We start from the raw sequence: 14,703 nt of genomic DNA on the forward strand, positions 1-14,703 counted from the left end.
AAAGCATTCATCCTGCGGTGTTAAACACACCTAAAGTACAAAGTGTAAAAACAGCGAAATCGCCGCATAAGATAGACAAAAGGCATAGCAAATCGCTATGCCTTTCACTTTATTGGTCGCTTGCTTCAGCACTTTTCACCCGCAGAGGGGTTATCGGCGCCAAAGACTGTGCATTACAGACTCGGCAATACGCCTTGGGGCAAGTAAGTATTAAAGCTGGCGGTGTACAACAGATCCGTTGCCGCTTCGATATCCGGCGCGAAATATCTGTCTTTATCGTAGTAGGCAACCACTTCGCGTAGCTCGGCTTTGGCTTTGGCAACCGCCGCGCTTGGCGTTAATGGCACGCGGAAATCCAACCCTTGGGCGGCAGCTAACAATTCAATCGCTAACACACCACGGGTATTTTCACTCATATCCCGCAAACGGCGCGCCGCAAAGGTCGCCATAGAAACGTGATCTTCTTGGTTGGCCGAGGTTGGTAAACTGTCGACCGATGCAGGATGGGCGTAGGTTTTGTTTTCAGAGGCTAATGCCGCCGCAGTCACTTGAGCGATCATAAAGCCCGAGTTTACACCGCCATTTTTCACTAGGAATGGTGGCAATTTAGACAGGCTAGAGTCGATGAGCAGCGCGATACGACGCTCTGCAATCGCGCCTAATTCGGCAATCGCAATCGCCAAATTATCCGCAGCCATAGCGACTGGTTCGGCGTGGAAGTTACCGCCAGAGATAATATCGCCAGTATCTTGGAATACCAGCGGGTTATCGGTCACGCCATTGGCCTCAGTGCCTAACACTTCCGCCGCTTGGCGAATTTGCGTTAAGCAAGCGCCTAGCACCTGTGGTTGGCAGCGTAGTGAGTAAGGGTCTTGTACCTTTTCACAGTTTGCATGGCTTAAGCTGATTTCAGACTCTTCACCCAACAGATGACGGAACACCATCGCCGAATCGATTTGACCTTTTTGACCACGGGCCGCATGGATGCGTGGGTCAAACGGGCTGCGGCTACCCATGGCCGCCTCGACGCTCATCGCGCCAATCACTGAGCTGGCAGCAAACAAGTCTTCAGCGTGGAACAAGCCTTCCAGCGCCAGCGCGGTAGAAGCCTGAGTACCGTTGAGCAGGGCTAAGCCTTCCTTCGCAGCTAAATCGATAGGCTTGAGGCCAGCGATTTCTAAGCCTTCGGCGGCCGAAATAATCTGCCCTTGGTAGCTCATCTCGCCTTCACCCAAGAGCGGCAGACACATATGGGCTAACGGCGCTAAGTCACCAGAGGCACCCACTGAGCCCTTTTCAGGCACGCAGGGATAAACCTCGGCGTTCACTAGGCTGATAAGGAAGTTAATCACTTCTAAACGAATGCCAGAAAAACCACGGCTTAAGGAGTTGATCTTTAACACCATCATCAGGCGCACTGTGGCATCCTGCATATACTGGCCCGTGCCCGCCGCGTGGGATAACACGATAGAGCGTTGCAGCAATTGCAGATCTTCCGGGGCAATCTTAGTGTTGGCCAGCAGACCAAAACCTGTGTTGATGCCGTAAACGGTGCGACCTTCATCCAACACCTTTTGCACGATTTGCGCGCTGGTGTTGATGTCGGTAATGGCCTCTGGCGCCAATTCGAGTGTCAGTTTATGGCGACTGATTTCACGCAGTTGCGCCAGACTTAAGCTGCCGGGCGTTAATACTAAATGGTTGACTGATTTCATTTTTATATCCGTATTCTTGTCGTTGTTTTTCACGGTTTGTGTTGAGTTGTTAGTCTTTAAGCATGGGCAGATCTAAGCCCTGCTCTTTTGCACAGTTTTTGGCGATCTCATAACCCGCATCGGCATGGCGCATCACGCCTGTCGCTGGGTCGTTCCACAGCACGCGGCCAACACGTTTAGCGGCGGCCTCAGTACCGTCACAGACGATTACTACGCCCGAGTGTTGGCTAAAGCCCATACCGACACCACCACCGTGGTGCAAAGACACCCAAGTCGCACCGCTGGCAGTGTTTAGCAGTGCGTTTAGCAATGGCCAATCGGATACCGCATCTGAACCGTCCAGCATAGATTCGGTTTCACGGTTAGGGCTGGCGACTGAGCCTGAGTCTAAGTGGTCGCGGCCAATCACTATGGGCGCCGACAGCTCGCCGTTTTTCACCATCTCATTAAAGGCTTGAGCTAAACGCGCACGGTCCTTTAAACCCACCCAGCAGATACGCGCTGGCAGACCTTGGAAGGCGATACGCTCACGAGCCATATCTAACCAGTTGTGCAGATGAGGATTATCTGGGATCAGTTCTTTGACTTTAGCGTCGGTCTTGTAGATATCCTCAGGATCGCCAGACAGGGCAACCCAACGGAACGGGCCGATACCTTCGCAGAAGAGTGGGCGAATATAAGCAGGCACAAAACCTGGGAAATCGAACGCGTTTTTAACGCCGGTTTCGAAGGCCATTTGGCGAATGTTGTTACCATAGTCTAAGGTCGCAGCGCCCGCCATTTGCAGATCCAGCATGGCTTGCACCTGCACCGCCATCGAAGCTTTAGCCGCTTTAACGACGGCAGCTTCATCGGTTTTACGCATATCGGCCGCTTGCGCCATGGTCCAGCCCTGTGGCAAATAGCCGTTCAGCGGATCGTGGGCAGAGGTTTGGTCGGTGACAACGTCAGGGGTAATGCCACGTTTCACTAATTCTGCAAACACATCGGCAGCGTTAGCTAACAGACCAACTGAAACGGGTTTACCCGAGACATTGGCGTCGTTGATCATAGCCAAGGCTTCGTCTAATGAAGTCGCCTTTTTATCCACATAACGGGTACGCAGACGAAAATCGATACGGGTTTCATCCACTTCGCAGGCGAGCACAGAGAAGCCAGCCATAGTCCCGGCGAGCGTTTGCGCGCCGCCCATACCACCTAAGCCGCCAGTAAGAATCCATTTGCCTTTGGAGATGCCGCCAAAGTGTTGTTTTGCCACGGCAACGAAGGTTTCGTAGGTACCTTGGACAATGCCTTGGGTACCAATATAGATCCACGAACCTGCGGTCATCTGGCCATACATTGCCAACCCTTGTTTATCTAACTCGTTGAAGTGCTCCCAATTTGCCCAATGTGGCACTAGGTTTGAGTTAGCAATCAGCACGCGCGGCGCATCGGCGTGGGTTCGAAATACGCCCACAGGTTTGCCCGATTGCACTAATAAAGTTTCATCGTCTTCGAGGCGTTGTAGGACTTCGATGATTTTGTCGTAACAATCCCAATCGCGGGCAGCTCGGCCGATACCACCGTAGACGACTAAGTCTTCTGGGCGCTCGGCCACATCGGGATGTAAGTTGTTCATTAACATGCGCATTGGCGCTTCGGTTAACCAGCTTTTACAGCTTAATTGGCTACCATGGGGCGCAATAATGCGGCGGCTTGGGTCGTGTCGCTTGTGCATTGAGATGTCCTCTTTCAACCTGTTGAACTCACTTGCCATTAGGCTAAGTGCTATTGTTTTTATTGTGTTTTTCGCTAAACCTAAGGTTAAAGGCATAAGCTCTTAACGGGTTTTCGCGAGTTGTTATTTATTAAAGGTAAGGTGTCCGCCGAGTTTAAAGCGGCTACCTGGGTGTACTAATTTGGCAAAACTCACCACCCCTTGGCGCGACCAAGTTCGGCGTGAAATCTGTAAACAGGGTTCGGTCGCCGGAATGGCTAACCTCTGCTGCAATTCGCTACTGGCAATAATGGCTTCGATGGTGTGGTGCGCCTCGGTCAGCGGCGCCACCTGTGACAGGTATTCATGGGGCGTCTGCTCGCTAAAGTCCTGCTCTAAGTAATCAGGCGCAAAGGCGGGATTCACATAACGCTCCTCGACTTGGAGTGGCACGCCCTGCTCGCAATGCACTAACACCGAATGAAACACCGGACTTCCGAGCTCCAGCGCCAGTGCGATGGCGATAGGCGCGGTAGCGTTTACTTGCTCAAGTGCCAACTGCTGCACACTGTAACCATGACCACGGTCTTTGATTTCGTCGGCAATGTTGCGGATCGCCAGCATGGAGGATTGCGACTTTCGTCCGGCCACAAAGGTGCCCAGCCCCTGTGAACGCTCAAGCACGCCGTTATCTGTTAGCTCGGTCAAGGCACGACGCGCCGTCATACGGCTACAGACAAACAGTTCGGCCAGCTGATTTTCCGAGGGCACGCGGGCATTTTCTTCCCACTCACCAGACTCGATACAACCAATGATATATTGCTTAATTTCTGCAAACTTAGGCGTAGCCAAAACACTTCCTCGGTATAAAAATCTAGAATCTAGGTGCTAGATGCGAGCACACTTTCAAACGTTCAAAATTGCGGCTACAATCCTAGCTTGTATATACAAGTAAATACAAGCTAGCTCACATAACTTTCGATAATAAAGAGTTTGCGGGGCCAAAAAGCCAACGCAGCGAGGGATAACAATGTCTTGGGATCAGGTTTGGATAGACGTTAACGTAGCAACAATGGACCCTTCCATATCAGCACCTTACGGCGCAATTACCCATGCGGCTATCGCAGTAAAAGACGGTAAAATTGCCTGGTTAGGCCCACGCAGCGAGCTGCCCGCCTTCGATGTGTTGTCCATTCCTGTTTACAGGGGCAAGGGCGGTTGGATCACTCCAGGGCTGATTGATGCCCACACCCATTTAGTGTTTGCCGGTAATCGCGCCAACGAATTCGAGCTACGCCTAAAGGGCGCCACCTACCAGGAAATTGCCCGTGCTGGCGGCGGAATTATTTCCACAGTTAACGCCTGCCGTGAGGCCGACGAAGCCGAGCTATTTGACCTCGGGCGCCAGCGTTTAAATGCCTTGGCGAAGGAAGGCGTTACTACGGTAGAGATTAAATCTGGCTATGGGCTAGATACCGAAACCGAACTCAAAATCCTGCGTGTGGCCCGCGAACTCGGCCAACATCATCATGTGGATGTCAAAACCACCTTCCTCGGAGCCCATGCGGTGCCACCCGAGTTTAAAGACAATAGCGACGGCTATGTCGACTTAATCATCAATAAGATGCTGCCTGCGGTGATTGCCGAAAACCTCGCCGATGCGGTGGATGTATTCTGTGAAAACATCGCCTTTAACCTAGAGCAAACCGAGCGCGTACTGAGCGCCGCCAAAGCAGCTGGCCTGCAAGTTAAACTGCATGCCGAGCAATTATCCAATATGGGCGGTTCTGAATTAGCCGCACGTTTAGGGGCTAAGTCGGTTGATCATATTGAATATTTAGATGAGGCTGGCGTTAAGGCCCTAAGTGAAAGTGGCACCTGCGCCGTGCTGTTACCGGGCGCGTTTTACTTTTTGCGGGAAACCCAAAAACCGCCTATCGACTTACTGCGTCAATACGGCGTACCTATGGTGCTCGCCAGCGACTTTAATCCCGGCTCATCGCCCATCTGCTCGACCCTGCTGATGCTGAACATGGGTTGCACCCTGTTCCGCTTAACCCCAGAGGAAGCACTTGCGGGTTTAACACTCAATGCAGCCAAGGCGCTAGGAATTGAAGAGAATGTCGGCAGCTTAGTGGTCGGCAAACAGGCGGATTTCTGTCTGTGGGATATCGCCACCCCTGCACAGTTGGCCTACAGCTACGGCGTTAATCCCTGCAAAGATGTAGTAAAAAACGGTAAGCTAATCCATCAATAATTTCAAAGCTTTGGTCTATTTAACTGCACTCACTCAGTTAAATAGACCTTCTGACAATAGTGACAAGATCTCCTGCACTAGATACATCGCCTAAATACCTAAATTCCAACAGCATAATCTTGATTTAGATGCATTAGGTTAGACCGCCAACACATATCATCTAACACATTGAAATAAAATAAAAATTAAACATTTCATGTGATTTTCTGCAAATAACCACATTTTTATCCTCAAATAGGAAAAATGTCCGTTTTTTTAACGAAAAAATCTTGAATGATTCATCTCTATAAAATGATCTATTACCAGATGATGATGGATGAACCTATGTCAACAATCATGAGTTGTATCGGTATTGCTGTTCTAGTCTTTATTGGGTATCTATTCTCCGAAAATAAACGCCAAATAAAATTTAAAACCATTGCAGGAGCATTAACACTTCAAATTTTACTCGGTGCATTTGTTATGTTTGTACCAGCAGGAGTCACCATCATTGAAGCCATGAGCAGTGGCGTCAACAGTGTAATTGCCTTTTCAAATTCTGGTTTAACCTTTGTTTTTGGCGATCTAGCTAACTATAAATTAGGCTTTGTTTTCGTTATCAACGTACTTTGCGTAGTGATATTTATCTCTGCCTTAATCTCAGTACTCTACTACCTAAAAGTCATGCAATTTATCATTAATATTATTGGTGGCGGACTCTCTAAGATATTAGGTACCAGTAAAGCTGAATCTCTTTCTGCCACAGCAAATATTTTTGTCGGACCAATTGAAGCCCCATCGATGGTTCGACCCTTAGTCAAAAACATGACTCGCTCAGAGTTATTTGCTGTTATGACAGGTGGATTAGCCAGTGTCGCGGGTGGCACTATGGTGGGATATATCAACCTAGGCATTGATCCTAAATATATTCTTACAGCTTGTTTTATGACCGCACCAGCAGGTCTATTATTTGCAAAGCTACTCTGCCCACAAACTGAACAAAATATAGTTAATAATGACAATAAAATCGAAGATGCTGATCAGCCCAAAGGATTATTAGCAGCCATTACTGATGGCTCTTTAATGGGCATGAACCAAGTTATTACTGTAACGGCATTATTAGTATCATTTGTAGCCATTATTGCATTATTAAATGGCATCATTGGTAGTATCGGTAATTTATTTAGTATCGATAAGCTTACATTAGAAATGATTATTGGCTATTTGCTATCTCCATTAGCATTCCTCATGGGAGTCCCTTGGTCTGAAGCAATACCTGCAGCTTCAATTATTGGCCAAAAAATTGCCATTAATGAATTTGTTGCTTATATCAGTTTCTTAGAAGTATCTAATACTCTTTCAGATAAAACACAGGCCATTGTTGTCTTTAGCCTATGTGGATTTGCCAATATTGGCTCACTTGCTATGGTCGTTGGTGGTATCGCTGCCATGTGCCCAGATAAACGAGAACTTATCACTCAAATTGGCCCAAGAGTACTTTTAGCCGCAATCTTGGCCAATTTAATGTCAGGTACTATTGCAGGCGCCTTAGTGTCATTAATGTAATTTAGAGGTGAAACATGTCGACTCCACATATCAATGCGAATCCTGGTGACTTTGCAAAAACAATTATTATGTCTGGTGACCCACTCAGAGCAAAACTTATTGCAGAAACTTATTTAGAGGATGTAAAGGAAGTCACTAATGTCCGTGGAATATTAGGTTTTACTGGAAAATATAAATCTAAAGATATTTCAATTATGGGTCATGGCATGGGTGCACCTTCAGCCTCGATTTATTTTCATGAACTGATGACAACCTACGGTGTTAAAAACTTTATTCGAGTAGGTAGTTGTGGAGCTATATCGGATAATATTCAGCTGAAAGATTTAATTGTTGCCATGGGAGCCTCTACAGACTCCAAAATAAATCGTATTCGCTTTTTAGACCACGATCTGGCAGCCATCGCAAACTTTGACCTATTACAGGCGTGTGTTGAAGTGTTAAAAACGACAACTGTTAACTATAAGGTAGGCAACGTATTTTCATCTGATCTATTTTATCGACCAAATGAAAATGACTATACCCTGATGGCAAAATACGGCGTACTAGGTGTAGAAATGGAAGTAAACGCTCTTTATGCGCTTGCTGCAGAGCATCAATGCCGCGCACTCGCTCTTTGTACCGTTACAGACCATATTACCCAGCATGAACATTTAACGGCTGACGAACGCAGAACCGATCTCCATGAAATGGTCAAAGTCGCATTAGAAACGGCCATTAAAATTTAATCTATTTAATATGGTTAAAGCGTATTGAATAAATCTTAACTTAATGCGTTTTAACCACTTTCACCAAATTCATACTCCAGGGTAGTGATTGCTATTCAATACTGCGATAGTATACTTGTATACAAATAACATGTTTTGAATATGTAACAAATACTTATGGATGATATCGCTACTATTGTTAAAGCTATTGGTATTGCAGAGATTAAATACCATAAGAACTCCTACTTGCTAAGACAATCTAAGCATGTTTCTGAACTCATATTCTGTGAAAATGCCAACCTAACCGTTTCTTATATAAACTCGAGTGGTAATGAATTCATTCTTAAAGTTGAAGATAATTACTGCGGATTTCTAGGTGAAATGGAGTTTTTCCAAGAAAACAACAGTGCTTTATTTAGCATAAAAGCAAATAAATCCGGCGTAATGTATCGAATATCTAAAGCTAATTTTATAAAAATTGTAGAAAAAGATTCAAATATGTTCATGTATATTACGTCATTAATTACAAAAAGATATAATCGAAATATGCACGAACTTATCAGCAATCTGACACAATCAACAAAAGTGAGTATTATCAACCAAATATTAGAAGCTAAAAATTTAGCAAGCGAAGAACAATTTAAGCTTTCATCAACTCTTGGCGCAAAACGACTCGGAATAACGACACGCTCATACCGTAGAATAATTAACGAACTCATCCAAGAAGGGAAAATCGTAAAATTAAAGCCATTTTATAAAATAATTAACTTGTAGCGATTACTTTTACTCTACAAAAACGTATATTGTTAAAAAACAATGCCTTTAAACACTTGGTATATAAGTGGTAATAATGGCGATTTAACGCAAAATACCATCCGCGCATCAAGCGTATAACTAAGCAATCGCGCGGGCGGATTCATACTCACGTGAAACATTAGAAACCGTATTTTTGACTTACATCCACTAACAATGCCTGCCATTTAGGATAGTTTAATAACTCTCCATTCCATGGCGCCATAGTCTTTTCTATTTCTGGTTTTTGGCCTTGCTTTAACTGATACAAATAGGCAAACGCTGAGGCACGATAATTAGCAAGGCAATGAACTAACACATTTTTCCCCTTATGCTGATCCATTACTGTAAAGAAGGCTTCAACATCTTCTACTTTAGGGTTTTGCCAATCCACGGGAATATACACATAGTCCATTCCGGCCTGAGTCACGAGTTTTCTTTCATCTGGATGGGCATCTTTGCTATTGTCCGGCATAAGGTTGATCACTACATCCACACCCGCCTGTTTTAGCTGCGCAAACTGTTGCTCACTCGGCAAGCCTGAACTTAATAACTGAGGCGCTTGCTGCTGTAATGCCCTCACATCTTTAATATTTTCAACCGATTTAAATTCAGCCGTGATATTAGTGGCATTCGCCAGTGGAGACCCTAAAAGCAGTGCAAAAACAAGGCTCGAAAGTGCGGTTTTTCTCATCAACAACTCCTTAGTCAATATAAACATCAACGACTTACTTAATCCTCTGATAATCCCTTATCCGCTAAGTTCAGTAAAATCACTCTGGATGTAAAAACCTTTGAGCAAGCGCTCATTTTTAATATTACCTAGGACAACTTTTCCCAGATACAACGCAAAGACAGCAATTAATCGCTCAATCACAAAAATTAACCACTGAATGGCAGCAATCTCAGCGAGATATGCCCTAATGGTATTGCCTATCAGCCCCAGAGGCCATGATGAATAATGCTTTCTCAGTTAGACATGAATTAGGTGCTTTGCTGTTTTATGTGGATGGGAATCCACTTGAACGCCACCTATTTGAGAATGGCTGCGCATTATAAAGTTCGATAAGGATTTCCTTGTCCCCCACTTCCCTTTTCACTCCAGATTATCAATAAAACTAGTAACAAAATTTATGCAGTTTGAGTGCAATAAACTGTTAGGATAACCGTTCAAATTTGAGCTTGATCACACTAATCACGGTTTAACGCTTGCGGCACAAGTCCAACAACGGATTTGCCCACAATGTTTTTGTATGAGTAACCTGATGAAAAGAATAGTAAATGCTTTAATTCTGGCCATGTTAGCAACGGGTTGTAGCGATCCAAACCCAACACAGACCAATCAAACTACTGAGCAGGCCAAGGCCGAAAAGGCCGTCCAAGTATTGAGCCTTAAGCAGCAACTTGCGCCAATCACCCAGCGTTATTTTGCCCTTAGACCCGAAATCGCCACCTATTATGGCGTGGCCGAGGATGAGGCGGGCAAGGATGTACTCTCTAAGCTGACCGATTACAGCCCGTCGGGGGAAAATCATCGCCGTAAAGCGCTTAAGGCCATATTAGCTGAGCTCAATGCTATCGATGCCAGTAAGCTTAGCGCCTCTGAACAAGTGAGTTTAGGCTCGATAAAATCTGAAATCGCCGGCGCCCTGTTGCCTGCCGAAACCGTGGCCTATGGCACTATGCTTGGCGAATATGGTGTTTGGTTTTTACCTTATGTCGTCAACCACTTATCTGGATTGCATGTTGAGTTTCCGAGCTATATGGAAGATAAGTTTGCGGTCAGCACTCCAGCGCAAGCTAAGGCTTATCTCAACCGCTTAAGCATGTATCCTGCCGCCATGGGTACGGTTATCGATAAGCTGGATCAAGATGTGCAAATGGGGGTAATCCCACCCGATTTTATTATCGATAAGACCATCGCAGGCTTACAGCAACAGTTAGTCCACCATGCCAACAAGCATCCCTTGGTCAGCAGTTTTAAAGCCAAATTAACCGCCGCCCAAGTACCAGAAAGTGAGGCGTTGGTGAACTCTGCCGCCGAACTGGTGGAGACTAAATATTACCCTGCGACGCGCCAGTTGATTTCCGCACTACAAGCTGTGCGTCTCAAGGCCACCCATGTGGCTGGACTTGGACACCAGCCTCAGGGCGCGAAACTCTATAAGGCGATGATTAAACACCTCGCCAATTCAGATAAGACCCCAGATGAGATCCACCAACTGGGATTAGATGAAGTCGCCCGCATTACCGCCGAGATGGATGTATTACTCAAACAAGTGGGTTACCGCAAAGGCACAGTTGGCGAGCGCATGCAGCGATTACTCAAGGATCCTAAATATATCTACCCCAATACCGCCGAAGGCAAACAACAATTAATGACGGACATTCACGGCTATCTGGCGAAAGTGAATGCCAAATTACCGCTGTGGTTTGGGCAGTTACCGAATCAAGAGGTTGCGGTTGAAGCCGTGCCCGATAGTCGCGCCGCCGCAACCAGCGGTGCATTTTACGATGCGCCGTCACAGGATGGTTCGCGTAAGGGTACTTTTTGGATAAGCCTGTACGATATGGCAGCGCTGCCCTCCTATTCGCTGCAAACCTTAACCTATCACGAGACCAATCCCGGCCATCATCTACAGACCCTTATCGGTCTGTCGGATACCTTGCCGCTGCTGAGTACTATTTTTTACTCCAATGCCGCAGGTGAAGGTTGGGCGCTCTATGCCGAGCGGTTAGCCGCCGAGATGGGCATGTATCAGGATAAACCGATTAACGATCTTGGCCGCTTGCAGTCTGAGCTGCACCGCGCGGTGCGCTTAGTGGCCGACACAGGTATGCATGCAAAGGGATGGAGTCGTGAGCAAGCCATTGATTATGCAGTGGCGACTGAGGGAATACACCGCTCAGAGGCCACGTCCGAAATCGAGCGCTATGTGGTTTGGCCGGGACAAGCCTTAGGTTACAAGTTGGGCGAGCTGAAAATTATCGAACTGCGAGCTAAGGCCAAACAAGCCTTGGGCAATAAGTTGGATATCAAAGTCTTCCACGACAAACTGCTGGAAAATGGCGCCTTGCCCTTAGATTTATTGGAGCAAAAGATGGATCTGTGGCTCGAGTCTGCTAAGGCGGCCAATGCCGCCGCAGAGACCAAGGTTTAGTTCGGGTAAAACCGCTCACATCATCTCAAATCGGGGCAGCTTAGGCGGCCCCTGTTCTTTTTACGGCTCCCTATGCTTTTACGTTTCAGGTTAATCCGCAAAACGACGCTGATACTTGCCACTTAAATAGCGGATGACTACAAAACCCACAACACCTGGCAGTGTCCACGACAACAGACGCAAATTACCATGGTCGATAAACAAACGGCTGCCACCAAAGGCGAAAAAGGCGGTGTAGCAGGCGATACCCGAGCCAATCATCGCGCCTAAATGCTCTATCCACCATTCTAATTTGGTCAACGTTGCCTTAAAGCTATAGCGCAGGAATCCCGCCCCAACCGTAGTGCCTAACAGGCCGAAAATCACCGCGAGGATCAGCTTTTCTTGGTATCCCCATAGCGCCATCACAGGGCCAAGTAACGTTAAGCTCAGCATTAACGACAAATGCAGCGGCGATGTTAATTGCTGACGCTGCGCCTTATAACGCAGAACCAACACGCCATGCCTAACGGTCACTAGAGTTAACAAGCTGATATAGATGAGAAATATCCAAGCATTTTTACGATCCGCAATCTGCTCTGCTAAAGCATCGGCGTTGGCCGCAGGCTGTTTAATCACCGCGAGCGGATCAATGAGGCCCGTCGCTGCCATCGCCACGCCCGTCGCCGCCACTGTGTACATGGCATAGACATAATAACGGCCAAAACGACTGTGATTCGCGCTGCCCTTTTTCAGCATGGCAGGCATCCAAAATAACACTAATGCCAGTGCGCCCGCGGTAATATGCACAAATTGCGACAGGGTGAAAATCGTGTTCATCATCTTGCTCCATCAAAGTTGAAGCTTGATAGTAACGAGCACGGGGAGTCACCCATAAGTGCCAAAAGTCATGTTTTATGGGACTGCAATATTGCCTAGCATGACATCCTATAACAGGTATTTGACTCTTTTATGGATTTTGATTAATCCGAAGCTTTGTTTTAATGACCAGAAATAACGTCGGGATCTGTAATACTACAAATGCACCCGCTAAGCCTTTTACTGAAAAAGTAGCTGACCCCGATAAAATAAGTACCGCTGATAAAACAAGCCAAATCATAAAGAAAAATGAACCATAGCCAATCAGCGATTTAAACACTATTTGATTATCTGGCGACATACATTCCTCTAAATTTACGAGCCTGACTATAGCCCGGTATGCTTATCAAGTTTTAAAGTATCGATGATCGAGAAGGTATAGCCTAACTCGGTGAACATCCGCTCGATATTGAGCTTAAAATCGATGGGGCAGTTGATTGATAAAGAAATGGTGTTTAGTCGGGATCTTTATTAGTAATTGTTTTTGATAGAAACAGGCTTCAACTTCGGCATTTAATTCGCGGCTCAAAGCCAACAGATTTTCCATCATCAAAGGATTGAGTAAGTAGCGCGCCTCGACTTGGTCGCTGCTATACACCTCAAAGCAACGCTCAAACCGCACATCCTCAAGCTTGACCCGCGACAGCTTTGTCTTAAACCCCTCAAGGCGATTTTTTAAACTGCCCTTATCCGTGACTAACAAGGTAGTACCGTTGAATCGCTTAGGAATATTGCACACCAGCAGTACACCATTGAAGATGGTTTCCCGCTCAACCGAGCCATTATTGTTCGATTTAGTGTTGTAAGCATCGACCTCGTAAAACTGGAACGACACCTTGTTATAGGTTCCCTTAAGGCAATTTTGCGCATACTGCTTATCGGTTTTAGGCAGCAGCCCCAGCTCAAGGAAGAGAGAGAAATCGACCTTAGGCGCCCTCGTTAGCGCAAAGTCATCGCCAAAATACTTAAGGCTAATGGGATAGAGTTTTTCAAAGGCAGCATTATAGAGTTCATCGCTTTCCTTACCCGAGGCAATGACCACTAACGCTATCACCGGAACGGGCAGAAACACGCCAATCATCAAAGGCACAAAATAATCCATAGGCACCAGCATAAACTGCACCCCGAGCAGCCCAGCGAATGCCCCTAAAATCACCGTGATGCATAGGTAGTAGATTGGGGTGGTGAACTTGGCATTTTCACGCCGCCTTTGGTTTACGCCTTCACGTTTTGCTTCAAACGGTGCACATTTAGGGGCGATTTTTTGTTTGTAATACTTCAGAAAGGGAATGCGGTGCTCTTCGGGAATATCAAATTCAATCGAACTCATTGGCTCCTACTCTTTACGACTCAAATCCATTTAGGCCAATGATTTTACGGATTTTATTCCTGCAAGGCCAGTTTAAGGCCTACAAATGACCCATTAAGCCTGAGCAAGCCTGCGGCCACGGCGTTGCAGTAAGCCAAAAATAATCAGCACACCAAAGGCGGCGCTAAAGAGAGTTAAAGCTCTAGCTACACCGTAAAAGTCCGTGAGATTAAAGGAAACCCCATCCGCCCACAGCACCAATAAACCCAGTGGCATTTGCATCGCCACCGCAGTGTACCAATCGAATGGTAATCGAGGGAAAAGCCGCTGATAGCTAAATAGCATCAGCCCAGAGAGCAGCAATAATAAGCCCGCATCATGGGCAGCTAACCCCAGATAAACCGGACTAGTGTGGCTAAGATTATCGACGCTCCCGAGCAAGGCATGCATATAGCCAGCACTGGCAACCAGTGCAAAACTCGTAAAGCTCAATACCGCCAACAGAATACCTAAGCCTAATGCGGGTAAATATTTCATAAACAGCCTCATCATTGCTACGCGCTCAATCCAATCTTTAAATCGTAAAGGCGCACAAATTCAGTCGAAAGAGAGTAAAGCAACAATAACAGCCAAAATTTCCCTTAGCTATTAAGACCATAGTCT

At 46.4% G+C, this 14,703-nt stretch carries 12 protein-coding genes and 1 pseudogene; 5 read left to right on the plus strand and 8 right to left on the minus strand.

The features are described 5' to 3' along the window. Positions 1-173 precede the first annotated feature (173 nt). From hutH to hutC, 3 genes are all read right to left on the minus strand, one after another. Entirely contained in the window at positions 174-1,715 is a 1,542-nt protein-coding gene (gene hutH / locus MMG82_RS06545; RefSeq protein WP_241406647.1) for a histidine ammonia-lyase, read from the minus strand. A 49-nt stretch (positions 1,716-1,764) separates the two neighbouring features. Beyond that, positions 1,765-3,435, minus strand: a complete 1,671-nt coding sequence (gene hutU, locus MMG82_RS06550) for a urocanate hydratase (protein ID WP_047536460.1) — start codon at positions 3,433-3,435, stop codon at positions 1,765-1,767. A 123-nt stretch (positions 3,436-3,558) separates the two neighbouring features. Continuing rightward, positions 3,559-4,266 (minus strand): histidine utilization repressor, encoded by a 708-nt coding sequence (hutC, locus tag MMG82_RS06555; protein ID WP_047536458.1) that lies wholly within the window; start codon positions 4,264-4,266, stop codon positions 3,559-3,561. Between the two features lie 178 nt (positions 4,267-4,444). Between hutC and hutI the strand changes: the two genes are divergently transcribed. The 4 genes from hutI (at position 4,445) to MMG82_RS06575 (ending at position 8,694) form a co-directional block, all read left to right on the plus strand. After that, on the plus strand, positions 4,445-5,671 hold the full coding sequence (hutI, locus tag MMG82_RS06560; protein ID WP_047536456.1) for an imidazolonepropionase: 1,227 nt from the start codon (positions 4,445-4,447) through the stop codon (positions 5,669-5,671). Between the two features lie 324 nt (positions 5,672-5,995). Then, positions 5,996-7,216 (plus strand): NupC/NupG family nucleoside CNT transporter, encoded by a 1,221-nt coding sequence (locus MMG82_RS06565; protein ID WP_047540364.1) that lies wholly within the window; start codon positions 5,996-5,998, stop codon positions 7,214-7,216. A 14-nt stretch (positions 7,217-7,230) separates the two neighbouring features. Further along, complete coding sequence (gene deoD, locus MMG82_RS06570; RefSeq protein ID WP_047536455.1) at positions 7,231-7,941, plus strand: purine-nucleoside phosphorylase; 711 nt, start codon at positions 7,231-7,233, stop codon at positions 7,939-7,941. Between the two features lie 156 nt (positions 7,942-8,097). Then, positions 8,098-8,694 carry a Crp/Fnr family transcriptional regulator gene (locus tag MMG82_RS06575; RefSeq protein ID WP_047536454.1) on the plus strand — a complete coding sequence of 199 codons (597 nt, stop codon included), beginning with the start codon at positions 8,098-8,100 and terminating at the stop codon, positions 8,692-8,694. A 160-nt stretch (positions 8,695-8,854) separates the two neighbouring features. On the opposite strand, the gene MMG82_RS06580 is transcribed toward MMG82_RS06575, so the two are convergent. Beyond that, entirely contained in the window at positions 8,855-9,406 is a 552-nt protein-coding gene (locus MMG82_RS06580; RefSeq protein WP_169548460.1) for a protein tyrosine phosphatase family protein, read from the minus strand. 571 nt (positions 9,407-9,977) lie between these two features. On the opposite strand from MMG82_RS06580, the gene MMG82_RS06585 reads away from it, so the two are divergent. Beyond that, a complete protein-coding gene (locus tag MMG82_RS06585) occupies positions 9,978-11,873 on the plus strand; it encodes a DUF885 domain-containing protein (RefSeq protein WP_241406648.1) in 1,896 nt (631 codons plus the stop codon). Between the two features lie 90 nt (positions 11,874-11,963). On the opposite strand, the gene MMG82_RS06590 is transcribed toward MMG82_RS06585, so the two are convergent. The 4 genes and pseudogenes from MMG82_RS06590 to MMG82_RS06605 form a co-directional block, all read right to left on the minus strand. Beyond that, a complete protein-coding gene (locus MMG82_RS06590; RefSeq protein WP_055646909.1) occupies positions 11,964-12,695 on the minus strand; it encodes a hypothetical protein in 732 nt (243 codons plus the stop codon). Between the two features lie 127 nt (positions 12,696-12,822). Then, on the minus strand, positions 12,823-13,032 hold the full coding sequence (locus MMG82_RS06595) for a hypothetical protein (protein WP_037416240.1): 210 nt from the start codon (positions 13,030-13,032) through the stop codon (positions 12,823-12,825). 26 nt (positions 13,033-13,058) lie between these two features. After that, positions 13,059-14,061, minus strand: a pseudogene (locus MMG82_RS06600) (DUF3137 domain-containing protein). Positions 14,062-14,154: 93 nt separating this feature from the next. Then, positions 14,155-14,577: a hypothetical protein gene (locus MMG82_RS06605; protein ID WP_239000470.1), complete on the minus strand. Its 423-nt coding sequence runs from the start codon at positions 14,575-14,577 to the stop codon at positions 14,155-14,157. Between the last annotated feature and the right edge of the window lie 126 nt (positions 14,578-14,703).

This window comes from Shewanella sp. MM_2022_3 (genome assembly GCF_022557375.1).
Classification (GTDB): Bacteria; Pseudomonadota; Gammaproteobacteria; order Enterobacterales; family Shewanellaceae; genus Shewanella; species Shewanella xiamenensis.